Below are 18082 nucleotides of genomic sequence, written 5' to 3' on the forward strand. Positions count from 1 at the left end.
CTGTAACCAGCCTCACTCCCGGTCGACCACCGGGAACGCATCGCGACGGCGGTCACGCGCCGTATGGTCTACGCATCGGACCGCGTGCCCCAGGAGATGAAGCGTCGATGATCACCCCACCCGTCGTGCACTCGCTGCGCGAGCAGATCCGCGAGCACATCGTGGAGGGGATCGTCAGCGGACGCTGGAAGCCCGGGGAGCGGATCGTCGAGCGGCGGATCGCCGTGGAGCTGGAGGTCAGCCAGACCCCCGTACGGGAGGCCCTGCGCGAGCTGGAGACGCTGCGGCTGATCGAGTCGGCGCCGAACAAGGGCGTCCGCGTACGGAACCTCTCGGCGGCGGACCTGGAGGAGATCTACCCGGTCCGGGCCGGGCTGGAGCAGATCGCGGCCGAGCTGGCCGCGCCGGCGCTGGCGTCGGACTGCGCGGCGCTGGAGCCGCACGTGGCCGCCCTGTGGGAGGCCGACCGGCGCGACGACGGCACGGCGCAGGTCCGGCACACGGTGGGTTTCCACCGGGAACTGGTGCGGGCGGCCGGGAACAGCGTGCTGCTGCACACCTGGGAGAGCCTGGGCATCGAGGTGTTCACGGCCCTGTCCATCCGCTGGCTGGGCACCGTCCAGAAGTCCTACGCGGAGGAGCACGCGGCCCTCGTCGCGGCGTTCCGGGAGCGAGATCCGGACATCGGGCTGCTGGTGAAGCGCCACGTCCTGGGCTGCGCCCCGCGCGCCTGAACCGCCCGGCGGTCACCCGAGCCACCCGGCTGCCGCCCGACCGCCACCCGGCTGCTGTCCGGCCGCTGCCCAGTTGCGGTCCGAGCACTCCTGAGCGCCTCCAGGCACCTCTGAGCGCGCGCCCTTTTATACCGATTTACCCGGCACTGGGTGCCTTGTTTCCTGGCACGGGGTGCCGACTTTCTTCATATGGACGTTTCTTCGTCCGTTTCGTTTGATCGATCATCGATCAGCGATTTACAGTCATTCGTGGACCCCCCTGGGGTCCGACGACCCTGTCCTGCCCGTCAGGGATTTCTTCACCACCTCTCCTTTGTCCGGAAGGCGGCGCACACCGATGTCCGACCCCGTAGGAAAACTTCCGAGCGAGCTCGATCAGCTCCCGGACCGCGACACCGAGGAGACCGCCGAATGGGCGGCCTCCCTCGACGCCGTCGCCCAGGCCGCCGGTACGCGCCGCGCCGAATACCTGCTCCGCCGCACGCTCCAGCACGCCGAGGCCGCCGGCCTGGCGCTGCCGAAGCTGCTGGAGACGGATTACGTCAACACCATCCCCACCGCCGCGGAGCCCGAGTTCCCCGGCGACATGGAGATGGAGGCCAGGATCACCGCCTGGAACCGCTGGAACGCGGCTGCCATGGTGACCCGCGGCTCCAAGTACGGCGTCGGCGGCCACATAGCCACCTTCGCCTCGGCGGCCTGGCTGTACGAGACCGGCTTCCAGCACTTCTTCCGCGGGAAGGAGGCCGACGGATCGGGCGACCAGCTCTACATCCAGGGCCACGCCTCCCCCGGCATCTACGCCCGCGCCTTCCTCGACGGCCGGATCTCCGAGCAGCAGCTCGACAACTTCCGCCAGGAGTCCGGCGGCAACGGCCTGCCGTCCTACCCGCACCCGCGGCGCCTGCCGTGGCTGTGGGAGTTCCCGACGGTCTCCATGGGTCTCGGCCCGCTCTCCGCGATCTACCAGGCGCGTTTCAACCGCTACCTGCAGAACCGGAGCATCAAGGACACGGCCAACTCGCACGTCTGGGCCTTCCTGGGCGACGGCGAGATGGACGAGCCCGAGTCGACCGCCGCCCTGGCCCTGGCCTCCCGCGAGCAGCTCGACAACCTGACCTTCGTCATCAACTGCAACCTGCAGCGCCTCGACGGTCCGGTCCGCGCCAACTTCCGCGTGGTCCAGGAGCTGGAGGCCCAGTTCCGCGGCGCCGGCTGGAACGTCATCAAGTCGCTGTGGGGCTCCGCCTGGGACGAGCTGTTCCAGCTCGACACCACGGGCGCCCTGGTCCGCCGCCTACGCGAGGTCCCGGACGCGCAGTTCCAGACGTACGCGACCCGTGACGTGGCCTACATCCGCCAGCACTTCTTCGGCGCGGACCCCGCGCTGGTGCAGCTGGCCGGCGTGCTCTCCGACGCGAAGATCGCCGAGTGCTTCCACACCTCCCGCGGCGGCCACGAGCCCCGCAAGGTGTACGCCGCGTACAAGGCCGCCCTGGAGCACAAGGGCGCGCCGACGGTCATCCTGGCGCAGACCGTCAAGGGCTACACGCTGGGTGCCGGGTTCGAGTCGAAGAACGCGAACCACCAGATGAAGAAGCTGACGACCGACGAGTTCAAGAGCATGCGCGACAAGCTCGGACTCCCGATCCCCGACAGCGCCTTCGCCGACGGCCAGGTCCCCTACGGCCACCCCGGCGCGGACTCCCCCGAGGTCCGCTACCTCAACGAGCGGCGCGCGGCGCTCGGCGGCCCGGCCCCGGCCCGCAAGGTCCACCGCGTGGCCCTGCCCGCCCCGTCGGACCGTTCCTTCGCCCCGCTGCTCAAGGGCTCCGGCAAGCAGGAGATGGCCACCACCATGGCCTTCGTCCGGCTCGTCAAGGACCTGATGCGGGACAAGGAGACCGGCAAGCGCTGGGTGCCGATCGTCCCCGACGAGGCCCGCACCTTCGGCATGGAGTCCCTCTTCCCGTCGGCCGGCATCTACTCGCCGCTGGGCCAGACGTACGAGCCGGTCGACCGTGACCAGCTGATGTACTACAAGGAGGCCAAGGACGGCCAGATCCTCAACGAGGGGATCACCGAGGCCGGCGCCATGGCCGACTTCATCGCCGCCTGTACGTCGTACGCGACGCACGGCGAGCCGATGATCCCGTTCTACATCTTCTACTCCATGTTCGGCTGGCAGCGCACCGCCGACCAGATGTGGCAGCTCGCCGACCAGCTCGGCAAGGGCTTCATCGTCGGCGCCACGGCCGGCCGTACGACCCTCACCGGCGAGGGCCTCCAGCACGCGGACGGCCACTCGCACCTGATCGCCTCCACGAACCCGGCGTCGCTCAACTACGACCCGGCCTTCGCGTACGAGATCGCGGTGATCGTCAAGGACGGTCTGCGCCGGATGTACGGCGAGACCGCCCCGGGCGAGGACTCGGACGTCTTCTACTACCTGACGGTCTACAACGAGCCGAAGGTTCAGCCCGCGATGCCCGAGGGCGTCGAGGAGGGCATCCTCAAGGGGCTGTACCGCTTCAACACGGCGGCCGACCTGGCGGAGGCCGCCCCCGCGGCGGGCGCCCCGAAGATCCAGCTGATGGCCTCGGGCACGGCGATCCACTGGATCCTGGAGGCGCAGCGCACGCTCGCCGCCGACTGGAACGTGGCCGCCGACGTCTGGTCCGCCACCTCCTGGGGCGAGCTGCGGCGCGAGGCGCTGGAGTGCGACGAGGCGCTGCTGCGCGGCGAGGTGCGCACCCCGTACGTCACCCGCGCGCTGGAGGGCGCCGCCGGTCCGGTCCTGGCCGTCTCGGACTGGATGCGTCAGGTCCCGGACCAGATCAGCCAGTGGGTGGAGCAGGACTGGACCTCGCTGGGCACGGACGGTTTCGGCCTGTCCGACACCCGTGCGGGCGCCCGTCGCCACTTCGGTGTCGACGCGCAGTCGATCGTGGTGGCCGCGCTGGCCCAGCTCGCCCGCCGCGGTGAGGTCGCGGCCTCCACCGTCAAGGAGGCCCGGGAGCGCTACGGCCTCTGACCGGCCGTCCCCGTAGGTCGAAAGGCCGGTGTCCGACCCCCTCACCGGGGGGGCGGACACCGGCCTTTCGCCGTCAGCGCGGTGGCGGCCCGGTGGCGGACCCGTGATGCTGGAGCGGTGATGGACGAGACGGAGTTCTGGGAGATCGTCGACCGTACCCGCGAGGACGCCGAGGGCGACCCCGAGGAGCACGCCGAGCTGCTCGTGGAGCGGCTGGCGCAGCTCGACCCGGACTCCGTCGTGGACTTCGCCCGGCACTTCGAGTCGCGGTACAACCGGTCGTACACCTGGGACCTGTGGGGCGCCGCGTGGGTACTGCTCGACGGGGCCAGCGACGACGCCTTCGACTACTTCCGCTGCTGGCTGATCGGCCAGGGCCGGGAGGTCTTCGAGGGCGGCGTCCACGACCCGGACGCGCTGGCGGAGCTGCTGGACGAGTTCGACGAGGAGATCGACGGCGACGGCGAGGAGCTGGGGTACGCGGCCGACGAGGCGTACGAGCGGCTGACCGGCGCGGAGACCCCGGACCTGGGTCTCCCGCTCCCCCCGCCGGAGCCGGTGGGCACCCCGCTGGACTTCGAGGACGAGGCCGTCCTGTCGGAACGCTTCCCCCACCTCTGGGACCGCTTCCGGGACTGAGCGGGGCGCCCGGGTGGGGGTGGGTGCGCGGGTGGGCCCTCAGTGGCCGCCGTGGTACCAGCCGTCCCCGTGGTTCCAGCCGGCCCAGTCGCCGTCCCAGTGGTTGCGGCCCGAGTCGTCCCAGCCGGAGTGGTGCCAGTTCGGGTCGTTCCAGCCCGAGTTGCCGCAGCAGTCGTTCCAGCCCGAGTCGTACCAGCCGTCGTCGTACCAGCACCCGCTGTGGCGGTCGTTCCAGCCGGAGTTGTCACCGCAGCAGTCGTCCCCGTGGGAGTGGTACCGGCTCTGGGAGTAGCCGGAGCCGTGCCACGGGCCGTCCGAGGCGAAGGCGCTGCCGGCCGGCAGCAGGCCGAGGGTGATCCCGGCGGCGCCGGCGATGACGGTCGCAACGATCCTGCGGCGCATTCTCATGCACCTCCGAACATAGCTCGCGGAACAGGACGTGAAGCCCTTCCCACCCTCACCCGCCCCCGCCCCGCTGTCAAAAGCAGCGGGCCTTCCACCGTTCCCCCCGGAGAACGGTAAAAGCCTGCCGCCAGCCATGACCCGGCCCGAATCCGAGGTCCGGTCCGGTCCGGTCCGGTCCGGTCCGGCGACCGTGAGATGCCGGTCAGAAGTCGAAGAGCAGTTGAGCCCCTCCTTCGGGCACCCGCTCCCCGGCCGCCCAGTCCGCGCCGGAGCGTACGTCGCTCGCGTACACCGGCATCTCCTCGATGCCGAGGCTGCGCATCAGGTCCGCGGTGGGCACGCGGTACTTGCGGCCCACCTTGACCACGGAGCAGGGAAACCCTCCCTCGCGCACCAGCTTGTAGGCCGTCGCGATACACATGCCGAAGGCGCGGGCTGCCGTACGCAGGTCGACGGAGAGCGGCAGGACGAACGCTTCCGCGAAGGTGAGTGCGGATTCCTGACGTGTGCTCACCGGGCGCCTCCGGGGGCGCGGAGAGCGAGCGTGCCGATGCGTCGGCCGGTCCCCGGGCGCCTCGCCCGGAACACCAGGTCCTCCAGGTCCAGGTGCTCGGCCAGTACCCCGAGCCGCTCGCCCTCCCTCCGGGTCGCCGACCCCGCGCACCGCAGCGGGGCCGGGAATTCGGGCGGGGCAGGCGGGGGCGGGACCTCCGGTTCCCGGGGGGTCTCCGGTCCGGCGTCGCCCCGGCCGCGCAACGGGTCCCACGACGCCCGTTCCTCGGAGACTTCCGCCACGACCCTCTCCACCGACGTGGACCGGGCGTACGACCAGGCCCGTCCGTGGACCGCCCGCAGGACACGGCCGATCGCGGCCGGGCTCTGCGGGTCACAGTCGCGGATCTCCTCCAGCAGGCCCAGGAGCAGTTCGCCCTCCACGTCCTTGCGGTCGGCGCGCATGCGCGCCGCGACGCGGTGGGCGGTGCGCCGAAGGCCGGGGGCGGCGAGCCAGATCGCGAACATGCGCCAGTGTTCCGAGGGGGCGCGTTCCTCGTGGGCGCTGTGGATCACCAGCTGCCAGAGCGCCGCGCGGAGCGGGTCGTCGGCCCGCGGGCCGTAGACCACGCCACGGGCTTCCTGCGGCAGCACGGAGACCCGCTCCGTACCGAGGGGGACGAGGAGGCAGGTCTGCCGGAAGAACGCGGTGCGGGTGACGTGTTCCTCGATGGCTTCGTGCACGCCGTTCCAGCGGAGTAGTGCCATGGAAGTGCTCCTCACAGCTCGGATGCTCGGATGCTCGGATGCCCGCAAAGGAGGCAAAGGAGGGGGCAGGGGCCGGGTGCCCGCCGTCCCGGCGGGCACCCGGCGGTATCGGGCTCCGGTCAGCCCTGGTCCGGCCGTCCGCCGGCCGGGGTGTCTCCTGCCGGGACGACACCGCCCGCTCGCGGGGCCGACGGCTGCGCACGGCGCGGGGAGCAGTCCGAGCGGGTCGGCATCGGGCGTCCGCGGACGGTCTTCTTCGGCTTCACCATGAAAGGACTCCTTCTCTTTTCGATTCACCAGAATGCGAACACCCGTCTGAATATTCGCAAGAGAGCCGAAAAGGAACGGGCCTTCGTCGGCCGTCCCGTTCTCGACTCGACCGATGCTGCCAGCCCCGGTGAGAGGCGCGGACGGCCGCGCGTGAGCCAGGCGTGAGGCAGGCGTGAGGCGGGAGGGCCATTAATCGCCATACCTGAAATGCGGGCATGAAAGGCGAGGTCAAGTGCCATGATCCTGAAGGTGTTTCGCTGATACGCCGCACCGCCGGCGAGAGCATTCGAAGGAACCTCCATGAAATTCCGGGTACTCGGGCCCCGCGATGCCTTCTTCACCGCCTGGCCCGCTCTCCTCACGAGCCCTCTGCAGACGAGGCTGCTCACCGCCCTCCTGATCTCCCCCGGTCTGCAAGGGCCGCACTCCCAGCTCCAGAACCTGGCATGGCTGGGAGAACCACCCAGCAATGCGGCGTTCCGGACGTGCCTGAAGCAACTGCGCAAGGCCCTGCCGGATGTCGAAGTGACCAGTCATGACCAGGTCTGCTCGCTGAAGGTGCCCAGGGACCGCGTCGACCTGGCACACCTGCGCGATGTCGTCGCGGACCGGCAGAGCCCACCGGACAGTGCCGACCTCGCTCGCCGGCTCCGCGACGTGCTCCGCCTGTGCGACGACGGCGGCGCCCTCCGGCACCTGCCTGCCGACCTGTTCCGCAAGGAACGGTCACGACTGGACGACGAGCGGCACCGGGCGTGGCTCGCGTGTCTCCGGGCCGAGCTCGCCACGAACGACGTGCCGGCCGTGCTGGACGACACCGAACGGCTGCTGGCCCTGTGGCCGGGCGACCAGGACCTGTTCGGGCTCCGGGTGGAGGCGCTCGCCTCCTGCCGCAGGACGTCGGAGGTCAGGCAGGAGATCGCAGAGTGGACCGCCCGGCACGGAACACCCGGCGCCCAGTTGCGGGCCACCATCAACTACTACGCCCGCGAACAGCCCGCCGGCCGACGCCCGGACGGCCGCGGCAGCCGGCCCCGGGTCCCCCGCCAGCTCCCGCCGACCGGCCGGCCGATCACCGGACGCGGCGCGGAACTGCGAGAGATGAGGTCCCTGCTCACCGGTGGCCAGAAACACCGTCGGCGGATCGTGCTGCTGAGCGGCCTCCCCGGCGTGGGCAAGACCGCCCTGCTCCTGCGCATCGCCGCCCGCTGCGAGTCCCGCTTCCCCGGCGGCACTCTGTACCAGGACCTCCACGGGTACACGGTGGGCCGTGCCGAGGGAGCCGACCCCGAGGACGTCCTGGCCGGGTTCCTCGACGCGCTCGGTGTCGAACCCGTTCCAGCAACATTGAACGGCAAGATTTGCGCCTACCGGTCCGCACTGGCAGAGCGCTCGGTACTCGTCGTCCTGGACAACGCCCGAAATTCGGAGCAACTCATTCCGCTCCTGCCGGGATCAGGTACCAGCGCCACCATCGTGACCAGTCGCAACGCCCTGCGGGGCGTCTGTGACGGCGAGGAGGCACACAGCATGCGCATCACACCGCTCGACCGGGCCGACGCCGCCGCCCTGCTCCACCAGGCCGTCAGCCGGGAGCACGGGGCCGGGAACCCGCGGCTCGCGGAACAACTCGTCCATGAACTGGTCGACCTCTGCGACCGGCTCCCCCTGGCACTCACCATCGTCGCCGGCCGCATCCGCAACCGCCCGCTGGCCGATCTGCGCATCCTGGTCGGCGAACTGCGCGACGGCCGGGCCGCACTGGACGCGCTGACATCGTCGGACGGTGAGCAGGTCAGTGTCCGGCTCGCCTTCGACTGTTCCTACCGGCACCTTTCGGAACCCGCCGCCCTGCTGCTGCGGCAGCTGGCCGTCCACCCCGGCCCCTCCATCGGATGGCACGCGCTCCTCGACCTCGGCCCGGCGGCAGGCATCGCCGACCCCGGCCGGGCCGCAGACGAACTGACCGCGGCCAGTCTCCTGGAACGCACCGCCGAACGCCTCACCCTGCACGGCCTGATCCGGATCTACGCCCGGGAGCTCACCCCGCCCCTGGGCGAGGCCGTCCGCGCCCGCACCGTACGACGGATCTGCGACCACATGCTGCACCAGGTGTGGGCCTGTGACCGGGTCCTGGTCCGGGGCCGTCACCTGCCGGTCGCGGACCGGCCGGACATCAGGACCGACACCCCCGGGAGCGAGAAGGCGGCCATGCTCTGTCTCGACTCGGAGTACGAGACCGCCCGCGCGGTGCTCGAACTGGCCCGTGAGGCCGGTGACGTGCGCACCGTATGGCTCCTGTCCATGGCCCTCGTGACCTACCAGTGGCGCAGGAGCCGGTACGAGGAAGCGGCCCGCAACCTCACGGACGTGCTCGCCACCTCCCAGGACATCACGAACGCCGGCGAACGGGCGATGGTCCACCGGATGCTCGCCGGTTGCTACTGGAACCAGGACCGGGACCGGCTGCCGGTGGCCGCCGCCCACCTCGGGCACGCGATCGCGCTGAGCGAGCGGCAGTCCTCGGCGGAGGACCGGATGAGCCTTGCCCTGTCCCTGAACATGCTCGCCGGGGTGCGGCGCAAGCAAGGGCTCCCCGACGAGGCACGGGAGCAGTTCGTACGGGCCCTCGCCGTCTTCCGGGAGCTCGACGACCCGCTGGGCGCGGGGAGCGCCCTGAACGGCATGGCCCGGCTGGCACTGGACCGGGGGGACCGGGCCGAAGCCCTGGCGCACGCGACGGCGGCACAGGACAGTTTCGTGACGACGACGGACCGCAGCAGCCAGGCCAACGTGTTCGTCACCATCGGCGATGTCCATGCGGCCGGAGGAGACCTCCGGCCGGCCGCCGCCGCCTACGCGGCGGCGGTGAAGCTCTACCGCTCCCTGGACTACTGGCCCCGCGAAGCCCGGACGCTCCGCCTGCTGGGCCGGGTACAGCTACGGTCCGGAAGCCTGGCCGAGGTACGGCAGTCCCTGCGCAGGGCCCGTAACCTGGAAGGCCGCATCCAGGACCACGACACGGTTCAGCAGGACCGGCCGGCCAGCCGGTAGCCCGTGGTCGGATCGGGGTCCAGGGGCCTGGCCGGGGGCGGGCTCCCCGGAGTCGGCAGTACCGGCGCGAGCGCGTCGAGCACCTCCTTCGCGGAACCGGGCCGATCTCCCGGCGCCCAGGACACCATGGCGAGGGCCAGGTCCCGCAGATCCCCGGGCAGGGCTGCCAGGCGGTCGGCGGGGAGAACCGGTGCGCTCCGCTCCGGGCGGCCCGGCCCCGCGCCGTAGGGAAGCGTCATCACCGTCATGTCCAGGATCAGGCATCCGAGGGCGAAGATGTCCGAGGCCGGTGTCACCACCACGCGCGCGTCGAACTGCTCGGGGGCCATCCAGCCGACGGTACCCGCCGTCCTGTACGGCAGCCGGCCGGCCCGTTCCGCGTATCCGAGGTCCAGGAGCTTCACCCGGCCCCGCGGAGATTCCAGCATCACGTTCGACGGTTTGACATCACGGTGCACGAGCCCCTCCCCGTGCACCCGGCCGAGGATCTCGCAGAGCCTGCCGACGACGGCGGCCACGGTGGGCGTCTTCACCGGCCGGCGCCGCGCCAGGGCCTCGGCCAGGGTCGGCCCTTCCAGATACTCCATGACGATGCAGTACCGGTTGTCGTAGGGCCCGTGCCAGTAGATCTCGGGAATGCCCGGTCCGGCCAGCCGGACGCCCCGCACCGCTTCGTCCTTCATGTCCCGCGCGTCGAGTCCGTACTCGGACGTCTCCTCGAATGCCCTGGGCAGTTGGAGTTTCACCGCGACCTTCCGCCCCGTCCCGTCCTCGAAAGCGCTGTACAGCTCTCCCTGACCGGCCGTTGTCACCTGCTCGTACACCTTGAACCGATCGCCGACGACCTCACCGCGCACGCACACCACCCCCAGGAGGGTCACCCTTTGCCCCTTGACGCCGCCGTCACCACCGGCCAGCCGCAGGAAGGCACCCAGTCCGCCATGGAAATCCTGGCCTTGCTGGCCAGGGCCCTGGTCATCCTTTCCCGGTCGTGGCTGCCCCATGCCTTCGCCCTGCCGTACCCGCGCGAAGCGCAGTCCGCGCTCGACCGGGTCGTGCTGTACTGCATGGCCCACAGCGTGGAGCCGCCGGAGAACCTGCCCGCGCTCGTCGGCTGGTGCAGGCACCGCACGATCGGGCAGTTCCCGGTCCGCCCGCCGTCCCGGCTGGTGCCTCCGGAGGCCCGGCTGCTGGTGCCGGAGACCGGCGTCCCGACCCGTACCTGTGCCGAGCTCGCGTCGTACGGTCGGCACGGTCTGGTGGAGCAGCGGGCGAACCGGCTGATGGCACACATCGAAGCCCGCTGTCCGACGCCCTCACTGTTCCGGGAGTGCCGGTCCTTCCTCCTCACCCACCCGGTCGTCCCTGACGGCCGGGGCGGCGACCCCCGGGTGTGGGAGCAGGTCCGCAGGGTCTACTCCCCTGCCGGTACGGGGCAATTGCTGTGCACCGGCTGCGGACTCCCCGCGCACCGGCCGACCGGTGGGAGCGGACGGAACGCTCCGTCCGTCCCGTGCGAACGGGAGGACTGCGCCACCGAGCTCCCGCCGCCACGGGTGGACACGGCGCCGGACGGCGCCCTGCTGCTCGATCCGGCGCTGCGCACGTTCCTCTGTCTGACCGCGCCCACCGAGCGGGCCGTTCTGACGGGCCTGACCGTGCACGGAGTCACGGTGGAACCGCACGAACCCGCACGGAGCCTCTTCCGCCTGACCTCACCGGCCGGCCAGGAGCCCCGTCTGCTGGGCGTGTACGACCGGAAGCACCCCGGGCTGCTGGCGGCACGGGTGTCCGAACTCCTCTCGCACGTCGACGGAACGCTGATCGTGGCCGTTCCCGACCACCACATCCGCCGACCCGGCTTCCGGGAGGCGTTCGAGTCGTGCCTCGACGTGGCCGCCGTCCCCCGCGTACGGCTCACCAGCCCTGCCGGACTCGGCCGTCCGGCGCCGCTCTCCCACCACAGCTCAGAAGGAGCCCCATGCGTGACATCGCACCAGTGACCCGTCCGGTGGTGGACGAACTCGCCGCACATCCAGGACACCGTCTGGACCGGACGCAGTTGGAGGAGCTGTGCCGGGTGGAGACCGGTCTGCTGCTTCTCGAAACGCTGCTGCCCGGAACATCCGTCGTGGCGGGCTGGGTGCTCTTCGGTGGACACCCCTTCGCCCGGGTCTGGTCGGCTTCGCTCGACCCCGGTGCCGAGGCTGTGCTCCGCACGGCCCGCCAGACACTCTGGCCGTTCCAGGAGCGCTCCGCCTGGCACAATGCCCTGAACTCCTACCAGAAGGCACCGGCCGGACTGCGCGGGTACGAGGTTCCCGCAATGGACCAGCCTCCCGCACGCCGTCCGGTTCTCGGTACGGCCACCGGCCGGTGGGCCGTGTACCGGCGGCTGCTGGAACAGGCGCCACCGTTCGCACAGCGGCGCCTGCTGCCCGCGACCGCGGGCGCCCACACGTTCACGACCGGCAGGACCGCCGCGCGCGTGGAGCTGCCCGTCCTGGACCTCCCGGCATCCACCGGGCACGACCTGGGCCTGGCCCGCGCCAGGCGGGGAGCCGTGCGCTTCACGTACGGAGAACTCCTTCGTACCGCGGCCGGGATGGATGCCGAACACCCCGCCGGATGGGTCGGCCGACTGCGCGGCATCCGCATCTCCACCCGTACCGGCAGCGGGTTCTCCCCGGCGGAAGAACTCACGGTCGAGGGACTCCAGCACCTGGTGGGCCGCGAACGGGCCGCACGGCAGACGCTTCGGGACGTCATCGCCGTATACATGGCCAGAGCCCGTGTGGGGCGGGTCACCGTGATCGTCGGCGAGGAGAGCGAAGCGCTGCGCCTGGTACGGCTCTACAACACGTACGCCGGACGGCGGGCCGCCGCGCCGGTGATCGCCCCACCGGGTGTGGCGTGGCACATCGACAGGCTGCACCGCAAGGAGCTGGGCCGGGGTGAGCCCCGCCTGATCACGGCGTCCGACTCCGCCCTCGACTACCTCAGTACCTCGTGCGTGATGAACGAGCTGCGTACCGATCCCGGCGCGGACACGTCCCTGGCGTTCGGGGACGCGCCCTGTTGCGGGCTGCGGTCCGCGAGCGGCGGGGAGAGCGGCGGCGAGGAGCGGAGCTGCCCGTTCTGGTCGGCGTGCCCACGGCACCGGGCGACCCGTGCGCTGGTCGGCGCGGACATCTGGGTCGCCACGCTGTCCGGCCTCCTGGAGGTCTCGCCCTCTCCGGTGCAGAACTCCGCGGACGTGCGGCTCCTGGAGCTGGCGTGCCGACGCAGTGACCTCGTGCTCGTCGACAACGCCGACCGGGCCCAGCAGGCACTGGACCGGGCCTTCGCCCCCGCGCGGTCGCTCGTCGGCGGGCGGCGCCCGTTCCTGGAGGAGCTCCGGGAGCGCAAGCGCCGGGCCCTGCTGGAGAACGGACGGCCAGAACCGGCGGACCGGCACGTGGAGATCTGGGCGGGTGCGCTCGACACCAGCCAGATCGTCGCGGAGAAACTCCACGGGCTGCTGGCAGGGCGGCCCGCCATCGACGCCGGTGTCGACGGTGACTGTTTCAGCGCCCGGAGCGTCCAGCTGGGGCTGGTGGAGGAACGCCACCCGCGGTGCGTCCGGGGCGACGACGCCGCCGCTTCGCACATCGGGGACCAGGAACGGCAACGGCTCTTCGACCGGCTGGACGAATTCCGCAAGGACCCCTTCGGGGACCTCAGGCCTCCCGAGTCCGATGCCACCGGCTCCGAGCTGACCGTCCTGCTGAGCGAGCTGATCCACACCGGGGACCCTCGCAACACCCATGCCCGGCTCGGCCGGGTCACGGACCGGATCTTCGCCTCGGGGGCAGCGGAGAATCACCGGTCGGCGGCCAGGCCGGGTGCGTTCACCGCCCGTTTCGAGCTCTTCCTCCTGCTCAGCGCCCTTGAGTCGCGGCTCGCCCTGCTCATGGACGTGTGGCCGCACGCGGAGCCGTCGATCCGTGCGGGGTTCAACCCGCTCTCCACCAGTCCGGTGGACTTCCGGCCCCTGGTGCCCGCGTCACCGATGGGCGAGTTGCTCGGCTTCCGCTTCGACGGCCGCGCGGCCCCGAGCGGTGAACTCGGTTTCGTCCACTGTCACGGCGTGGGCAGGGAGCTGCTGGGCAGTCTGCCGCACCTGCCCGAGGCCGATGGGCTGCCCGGCACCAACGTGCTGCTCATGTCCGGCACCGGCTGGGCGGGGACCTCCAGCCGGTCGCATCTGTCGGCCCCGGTCGGTGTGGTCGTCGAGCCGGTCACGCCGGTGGCGGACTGCCTCATGCGCGACGAGCCCGAGCTGAGCGGCGAGAATGCCCCGCCCCCGTGCGAGATCCGTTCCGACGAGCGTTCCTCGGCCCTCCGGGACATGACGGCGGTCCTGGGCGCCGGGCTGGCGGAGGGTGCGGCACACGGCGGCCCCCTGGAGCGGCAGCTCATGCTGTTGCCCGAAGGCCGGGACCACCTGCTCATGATCGTGGGAAGTTACGACGAGGCGGCACTGGTGGCCGACACGCTGCACGGCCTGAGCGAACGGTGGCACGGCAGGGTGCTCCGGCTCGCGCGCGACGACACCAAGCTGCCGGTCTGCGAAGGGGACGGGGAACGGGCGCGTGTCCTGCTGCGCGGTGAGCTCTCCGAGTTCAAGGACCGGGACGCGGATGTGCTCGTCGCCCCGCTGACGGCCCTGGACCCACGGCACCGCGTCCTCAACGGTGGCGGTACCGGGGCGTTCGGTGCCGTGTACTTCCTCGGCTGTCCCCATCACCACCCCCGGGATCTCGGTGTCGCGGTGAGCACGGTCAACGACTGGATCGTGCGGGCCACCGCCGGCGGTGACTTCGCCACCTGGGTCCGTGCCGGTGCCGGGCTCGACGGGGCCGCGCTCGACGTGCGGCGACGGGCCGAGAACACATGGCGGCGGGCGCTCCACCGGGGCGACGCCTGGAGTGTCCTCGGTGAGGACCGTCCGTCGGTCAGCTGGGACCTGATCGTCCTGATGTCCCAGGCCATCGGCCTGGCCCAGGACGGGGGCGAGCCCGTTCACGTGGTCCTCGTCGATCCGGCCTTCGCGCCGGGCAGGCACCGGGTTCCCCGGGAGCGGGACACGGCGGAGTCGAGCCGCCTGCGGAGCATGCTCGAAGTCCTTGCCCCGTACTTCACCCCTGGTACGGGGACGGACCCGCACGACCGGCACGTCGCGCAGGCCCTCTACGGCCCGTTGTGGAGCATGCTGAACCGCTATCTGGACGGTAGTCGTGACCCGCGGTGACGGCACCGGGTCCGCACACGGCGAAGCCGCCGCCCCTTCACGGGACAGCGGCTTCGCCGGACGACCGTTCGCGGCCTACAGGTCGAAGTAGAGCTCGAACTCGTGCGGGTGCGGGCGCAGGGCGATCGGGGCGATCTCGTACTGGCGCTTGTAGTCGATCCAGGTCTCGATCAGGTCGGGGGTGAAGACACCGCCGGCCAGGAGGTACTCGTGGTCCTGCTCCAGGGCCGTCAGCACCGCGTCGAGCGAGGTCGGGACCTGCGGGACGGCCGCGTGCTCGTCGGGGGCGAGCTCGTAGAGGTCCTTGTCGATCGGCTCCATCGGCTCGATCTTGTTCTTGACGCCGTCGAGGCCGGCCAGCAGGAGGGCCGAGAACGCCAGGTACGGGTTGGAGGACGGGTCCGGGGCGCGGAACTCGACGCGCTTGGCCTTCGGGTTGGAGCCCGTGATCGGGATGCGCATGGCGGCCGAGCGGTTGCGCTGCGAGTACACCATGTTGACCGGCGCCTCGAAGCCCGGCACCAGGCGGTGGTACGAGTTCACCGTCGGGTTGGTGAACGCCAGCAGCGACGGGGCGTGCTTGAGGATGCCGCCGATGTAGTAGCGGGCGGTGTCCGAGAGGCCCGCGTAACCGGCCTCGTCGTAGAAGAGCGGTTCGCCGCCCGCCCACAGCGACTGGTGCACGTGCATGCCCGAGCCGTTGTCACCGAAGATCGGCTTGGGCATGAAGGTCGCGGTCTTGCCGTTGCGCCAGGCGACGTTCTTCACGATGTACTTGAAGAGCATCAGGTCGTCGGCCGCGGCGAGCAGCGTGTTGAACTTGTAGTTGATCTCGGCCTGGCCGCCGGTGCCGACCTCGTGGTGCTGGCGCTCGACCTGGAGGCCCTGGGCGTCCAGTTCGAGGGAGATCTCGGCGCGCAGGTCGGCGAAGTGGTCGACCGGGGCGACCGGGAAGTAGCCGCCCTTGTAACGGACCTTGTAACCGCGGTTGTTCTCGACCGCACCGGAGTTCCAGGCGCCGGCCTCGGAGTCGATGTGGTAGAAGCCCTCGTTCGCGGAGGTCGCGAAGCGCACGCTGTCGAACACGTAGAACTCGGCCTCAGGGCCGAAGTACGCGGTGTCGGCGATGCCGGTGGAGGCGAGGTACGCCTCGGCCTTCTTCGCGATGTTGCGCGGGTCGCGGCTGTACGCCTCACCCGTGATCGGGTCGTGGATGAAGAAGTTGATGTTCAGCGTCTTGTCACGACGGAACGGGTCCAGGCGCGCGGTCGACAGGTCGGCACGGAGCGACATGTCCGACTCGTGGATCGCCTGGAAACCGCGGATGGAGGAGCCGTCGAAGGCCAGTTCCTCGTCCGGGTTGAAGACGCCTGCCGGGATGCTGAAGTGCTGCATCACACCGGGCAGGTCGCAGAAGCGGACGTCGACGAACTTGACGTCGTTGTCTGCGATGTACTTCTTCACGTCGTCGGCGTTCTGGAACATCCAACTCCTCCTACTCCCGGCCCCGGGGCAGGGACGGGCTGTATAGCTCGTGGCGCGTCGGTGCGGTGGCGCACGCAGACCCGACCATAAGCAGACGGGATTTCTCCAGCATGACCCATTTGTTTCGCACAAGTTAACCAGGGTCCGGCGGGAGTGCCGTGGAGCACCACGGGTACCGTGGTCGGGTGGACAAGAGGCAAGCAATCGGATCGTGGCTCTCCGGCCCCCGCGCGGCGGCCGAGGAGATGGGCGTCGACTTCGGCTACCCGGGCCAGCAGCTCGGCCTGCCGCAGCGGGGCACCGGTTCCGTGGCGCGGTTCGGACGCCGGATCGGCGCCGTCGCCCTCGACTGGATCGGCTGCCAGCTGATCGCATACGGCCTGATCACACACGGCGACCTGGCCGCCGCGGGCAACTGGACGCTGGGGCTCTTCGTGGCCCTGAGCTTCCTGACGGTCGCCACCGTGGGCTCCACCCCCGGCAAGCGCCTCCTGGGCCTGCGGGTGATCGCGGAGGACGGCGGACGCCTCGGAGTCGTCCGGGTACTGGTGCGTACGGTGCTGCTGGCGCTGGTCGTTCCGGCGCTGATCTGGGACCGCGACGGCCGCGGACTGCACGACCGGCTGGCCCGCGCCGTCCAGGTCCGCATCTGACGGACGGGCCGCGCATCCGCCCGGAGTCCGTCAGATCGGCCCGCAGCGCCGACGGCCGACGGGTAGCCGGTGGGGCCGGTGGCACCGGTGGGGCCGGGCTACCCGAGCCGTCGGGCACCGCTTCATGACGCACGCTTCACGACACAGGGGCGCCCCCGAAGCCTTCGGCTCTCGGGGGCGCCCCTGTGTCACCGCTCCTGGTGTCGCCGCTCGCGCGGGTCAGCGCATCTTTCCGCCGCGCGGCATCCGCATGCCCTTGGGCATCGGACCCTTCGGCAGCGGCATGTTGCTCATGAGATCGCCCATGGCCCGCAGCTTGTCGTTGACCTGGGTGATCTGGGGGCCGGACAGGACGCGCGGCAGCTTGAGCAGGGTGGTGCGCACCTTCTTGAGCGGCACCTCGCCCTCGCCGGTACCGACGATGAAGTCGTGCACCGGCACGTCCGGCATGATCCGGGCCAGCTTGCGCTTCTCGCCCGCGAGCAGCGTCTTCACCCGGTTCGGGTTGCCCTCGGCGATCAGCACGACGCCGGCCTTGCCGACGGCCCGGTGGACGATGTCCTGATTGCGGGTCATCGCGATCGCCGGGGTGGTCGACCAGCCCCGGCCCACGTTGTCCAGCACGGCCGCGGCAGCGCCCGGCTGGCCCTCCATCTGCCCGAAGGCAGCCCGCTCGGCCCGTCGCCCGAAGACGATCGCCATCGCGAGGAACGCCACCAGGAAGCCCAGGATGCCCAGGTAGACCGGGTGGCCGATCAGGAAGCCGATCGCGAGAAAGACACCGAAGGTGACGATTCCCACGCCCGCGAGGATCAGCCCGACCTTCGGGTCGGCCTTGCGCGTCATCTTGTAGGTCAGGGCGATCTGCTTCAGTCGCCCGGGGTTCGCAGCAGTCTCTGCGTTTGACTTCCTCGCCATACAGCGAAGTTTACGTGGCCTGCGAGGCCCGGGTGGCCGCGGCCTCAAGTACGTGTTCGGTTTCGACCCGGTCCCTGGCCCTGCGGCGGTCCTCCAGGACCGCCGTCCAGGCGTTGCGGCGGGCACCGCTCATGAGCAGGGACTCGATGCCGCGGAAGGCATCGGCGAAGGACGGGATGGCGATGGCGCGTACGGGCGCGGCCTGCATGATGACGGTCCCTTTCACGGTGCTCACGTCGGCGGTACGGGCGACGGCGGGTCCGGGGCAGGCCCCGCGCGATGCGCACGATGCGCGCGTTACCTGCGATACGTGGACCTATCGTCACCGAACGGTGTT

Annotated in this window: 15 protein-coding genes; 7 read left to right on the forward strand and 8 right to left on the reverse strand. The window is 70.9% G+C overall.

The features are described from left to right. Positions 1-110 precede the first annotated feature (110 nt). From ACIA5F_RS08000 to ACIA5F_RS08010, 3 genes are all read left to right on the forward strand, one after another. The gene (locus ACIA5F_RS08000; RefSeq protein ID WP_399350788.1) at positions 111-734 is read left to right on the forward strand and encodes a GntR family transcriptional regulator; all 624 of its coding nucleotides are present in this window, start codon (positions 111-113) and stop codon (positions 732-734) included. 337 nt (positions 735-1071) lie between these two features. Further along, complete coding sequence (aceE, locus tag ACIA5F_RS08005) at positions 1072-3768, forward strand: pyruvate dehydrogenase (acetyl-transferring), homodimeric type (RefSeq protein WP_399350363.1); 2697 nt, start codon at positions 1072-1074, stop codon at positions 3766-3768. Between the two features lie 120 nt (positions 3769-3888). Next, positions 3889-4407: a DUF4240 domain-containing protein gene (locus ACIA5F_RS08010; RefSeq protein ID WP_399350365.1), complete on the forward strand. Its 519-nt coding sequence runs from the start codon at positions 3889-3891 to the stop codon at positions 4405-4407. Positions 4408-4446: 39 nt separating this feature from the next. Here ACIA5F_RS08010 and ACIA5F_RS08015 read toward each other — a convergent pair whose 3' ends face one another. The 4 genes from ACIA5F_RS08015 to ACIA5F_RS08030 all read right to left on the reverse strand — a co-directional run bounded on the left by ACIA5F_RS08015 (position 4447) and on the right by ACIA5F_RS08030 (position 6341). Further along, a complete protein-coding gene (locus tag ACIA5F_RS08015; RefSeq protein ID WP_399350367.1) occupies positions 4447-4809 on the reverse strand; it encodes a hypothetical protein in 363 nt (120 codons plus the stop codon). Between the two features lie 205 nt (positions 4810-5014). After that, complete coding sequence (locus ACIA5F_RS08020; protein ID WP_399350369.1) at positions 5015-5326, reverse strand: helix-turn-helix domain-containing protein; 312 nt, start codon at positions 5324-5326, stop codon at positions 5015-5017. Beyond that, positions 5323-6072 carry a hypothetical protein gene (locus tag ACIA5F_RS08025; RefSeq protein ID WP_399350371.1) on the reverse strand — a complete coding sequence of 250 codons (750 nt, stop codon included), beginning with the start codon at positions 6070-6072 and terminating at the stop codon, positions 5323-5325. Before ACIA5F_RS08025 ends, ACIA5F_RS08020 begins: the two co-directional genes overlap by 4 nt. 119 nt (positions 6073-6191) lie before the next feature. Next, a complete protein-coding gene (locus tag ACIA5F_RS08030) occupies positions 6192-6341 on the reverse strand; it encodes a hypothetical protein (RefSeq protein WP_399350373.1) in 150 nt (49 codons plus the stop codon). A 301-nt stretch (positions 6342-6642) separates the two neighbouring features. Here ACIA5F_RS08030 and ACIA5F_RS08035 point away from each other — a divergent pair, with 301 nt between their 5' ends. Next, positions 6643-9396, forward strand: coding sequence for an ATP-binding protein (locus tag ACIA5F_RS08035; protein ID WP_399350375.1), 2754 nt, complete (start codon positions 6643-6645; stop codon positions 9394-9396). Here the strand turns inward: ACIA5F_RS08035 and ACIA5F_RS08040 are convergent. Then, on the reverse strand, positions 9369-10277 hold the full coding sequence (locus ACIA5F_RS08040; protein WP_399350377.1) for a serine/threonine protein kinase: 909 nt from the start codon (positions 10275-10277) through the stop codon (positions 9369-9371). The genes ACIA5F_RS08035 and ACIA5F_RS08040 overlap by 28 nt on opposite strands. Before the next feature lie 3 nt (positions 10278-10280). Here ACIA5F_RS08040 and ACIA5F_RS08045 point away from each other — a divergent pair, with 3 nt between their 5' ends. Next, positions 10281-11399, forward strand: a complete 1119-nt coding sequence (locus ACIA5F_RS08045; protein ID WP_399350379.1) for a hypothetical protein — start codon at positions 10281-10283, stop codon at positions 11397-11399. Then, positions 11378-14689, forward strand: coding sequence for a hypothetical protein (locus tag ACIA5F_RS08050; protein WP_399350381.1), 3312 nt, complete (start codon positions 11378-11380; stop codon positions 14687-14689). Before ACIA5F_RS08045 ends, ACIA5F_RS08050 begins: the two co-directional genes overlap by 22 nt. 75 nt (positions 14690-14764) lie before the next feature. Here the strand turns inward: ACIA5F_RS08050 and glnA are convergent, their stop codons facing one another. Then, positions 14765-16174, reverse strand: coding sequence for a type I glutamate--ammonia ligase (gene glnA, locus ACIA5F_RS08055; RefSeq protein ID WP_399350383.1), 1410 nt, complete (start codon positions 16172-16174; stop codon positions 14765-14767). Between the two features lie 185 nt (positions 16175-16359). Here glnA and ACIA5F_RS08060 point away from each other — a divergent pair, with 185 nt between their 5' ends. Then, positions 16360-16827, forward strand: coding sequence for an RDD family protein (locus ACIA5F_RS08060; RefSeq protein ID WP_399350384.1), 468 nt, complete (start codon positions 16360-16362; stop codon positions 16825-16827). Between the two features lie 219 nt (positions 16828-17046). Here the strand turns inward: ACIA5F_RS08060 and ACIA5F_RS08065 are convergent, their stop codons facing one another. Then, on the reverse strand, positions 17047-17745 hold the full coding sequence (locus tag ACIA5F_RS08065; protein WP_399350386.1) for a DUF4191 domain-containing protein: 699 nt from the start codon (positions 17743-17745) through the stop codon (positions 17047-17049). Between the two features lie 10 nt (positions 17746-17755). Next, positions 17756-17953 (reverse strand): hypothetical protein, encoded by a 198-nt coding sequence (locus tag ACIA5F_RS08070; protein WP_399350791.1) that lies wholly within the window; start codon positions 17951-17953, stop codon positions 17756-17758. Positions 17954-18082: the final 129 nt, after the last annotated feature.

Source organism: Streptomyces sp. NPDC051567, from assembly GCF_044454165.1.
Taxonomy (GTDB): Bacteria; Actinomycetota; Actinomycetes; order Streptomycetales; family Streptomycetaceae; genus Streptomyces.

Coding starts and splice junctions, on each gene's coding strand:
- aceE (WP_399350363.1), top strand. CDS start 1,072: ATGTCCGACCCCGTAGGAAAACTTCCGAGCGAGCTCGATCAGCTCCCG.
- ACIA5F_RS08010 (WP_399350365.1), top strand. CDS start 3,889: ATGGACGAGACGGAGTTCTGGGAGATCGTCGACCGTACCCGCGAGGAC.
- ACIA5F_RS08015 (WP_399350367.1), bottom strand. CDS start 4,809: ATGCGCCGCAGGATCGTTGCGACCGTCATCGCCGGCGCCGCCGGGATC.
- ACIA5F_RS08025 (WP_399350371.1), bottom strand. CDS start 6,072: ATGGCACTACTCCGCTGGAACGGCGTGCACGAAGCCATCGAGGAACAC.
- ACIA5F_RS08030 (WP_399350373.1), bottom strand. CDS start 6,341: ATGGTGAAGCCGAAGAAGACCGTCCGCGGACGCCCGATGCCGACCCGC.
- ACIA5F_RS08035 (WP_399350375.1), top strand. CDS start 6,643: ATGAAATTCCGGGTACTCGGGCCCCGCGATGCCTTCTTCACCGCCTGG.
- ACIA5F_RS08050 (WP_399350381.1), top strand. CDS start 11,378: ATGCGTGACATCGCACCAGTGACCCGTCCGGTGGTGGACGAACTCGCC.
- glnA (WP_399350383.1), bottom strand. CDS start 16,174: ATGTTCCAGAACGCCGACGACGTGAAGAAGTACATCGCAGACAACGAC.
- ACIA5F_RS08065 (WP_399350386.1), bottom strand. CDS start 17,745: ATGGCGAGGAAGTCAAACGCAGAGACTGCTGCGAACCCCGGGCGACTG.
- ACIA5F_RS08070 (WP_399350791.1), bottom strand. CDS start 17,953: ATGCAGGCCGCGCCCGTACGCGCCATCGCCATCCCGTCCTTCGCCGAT.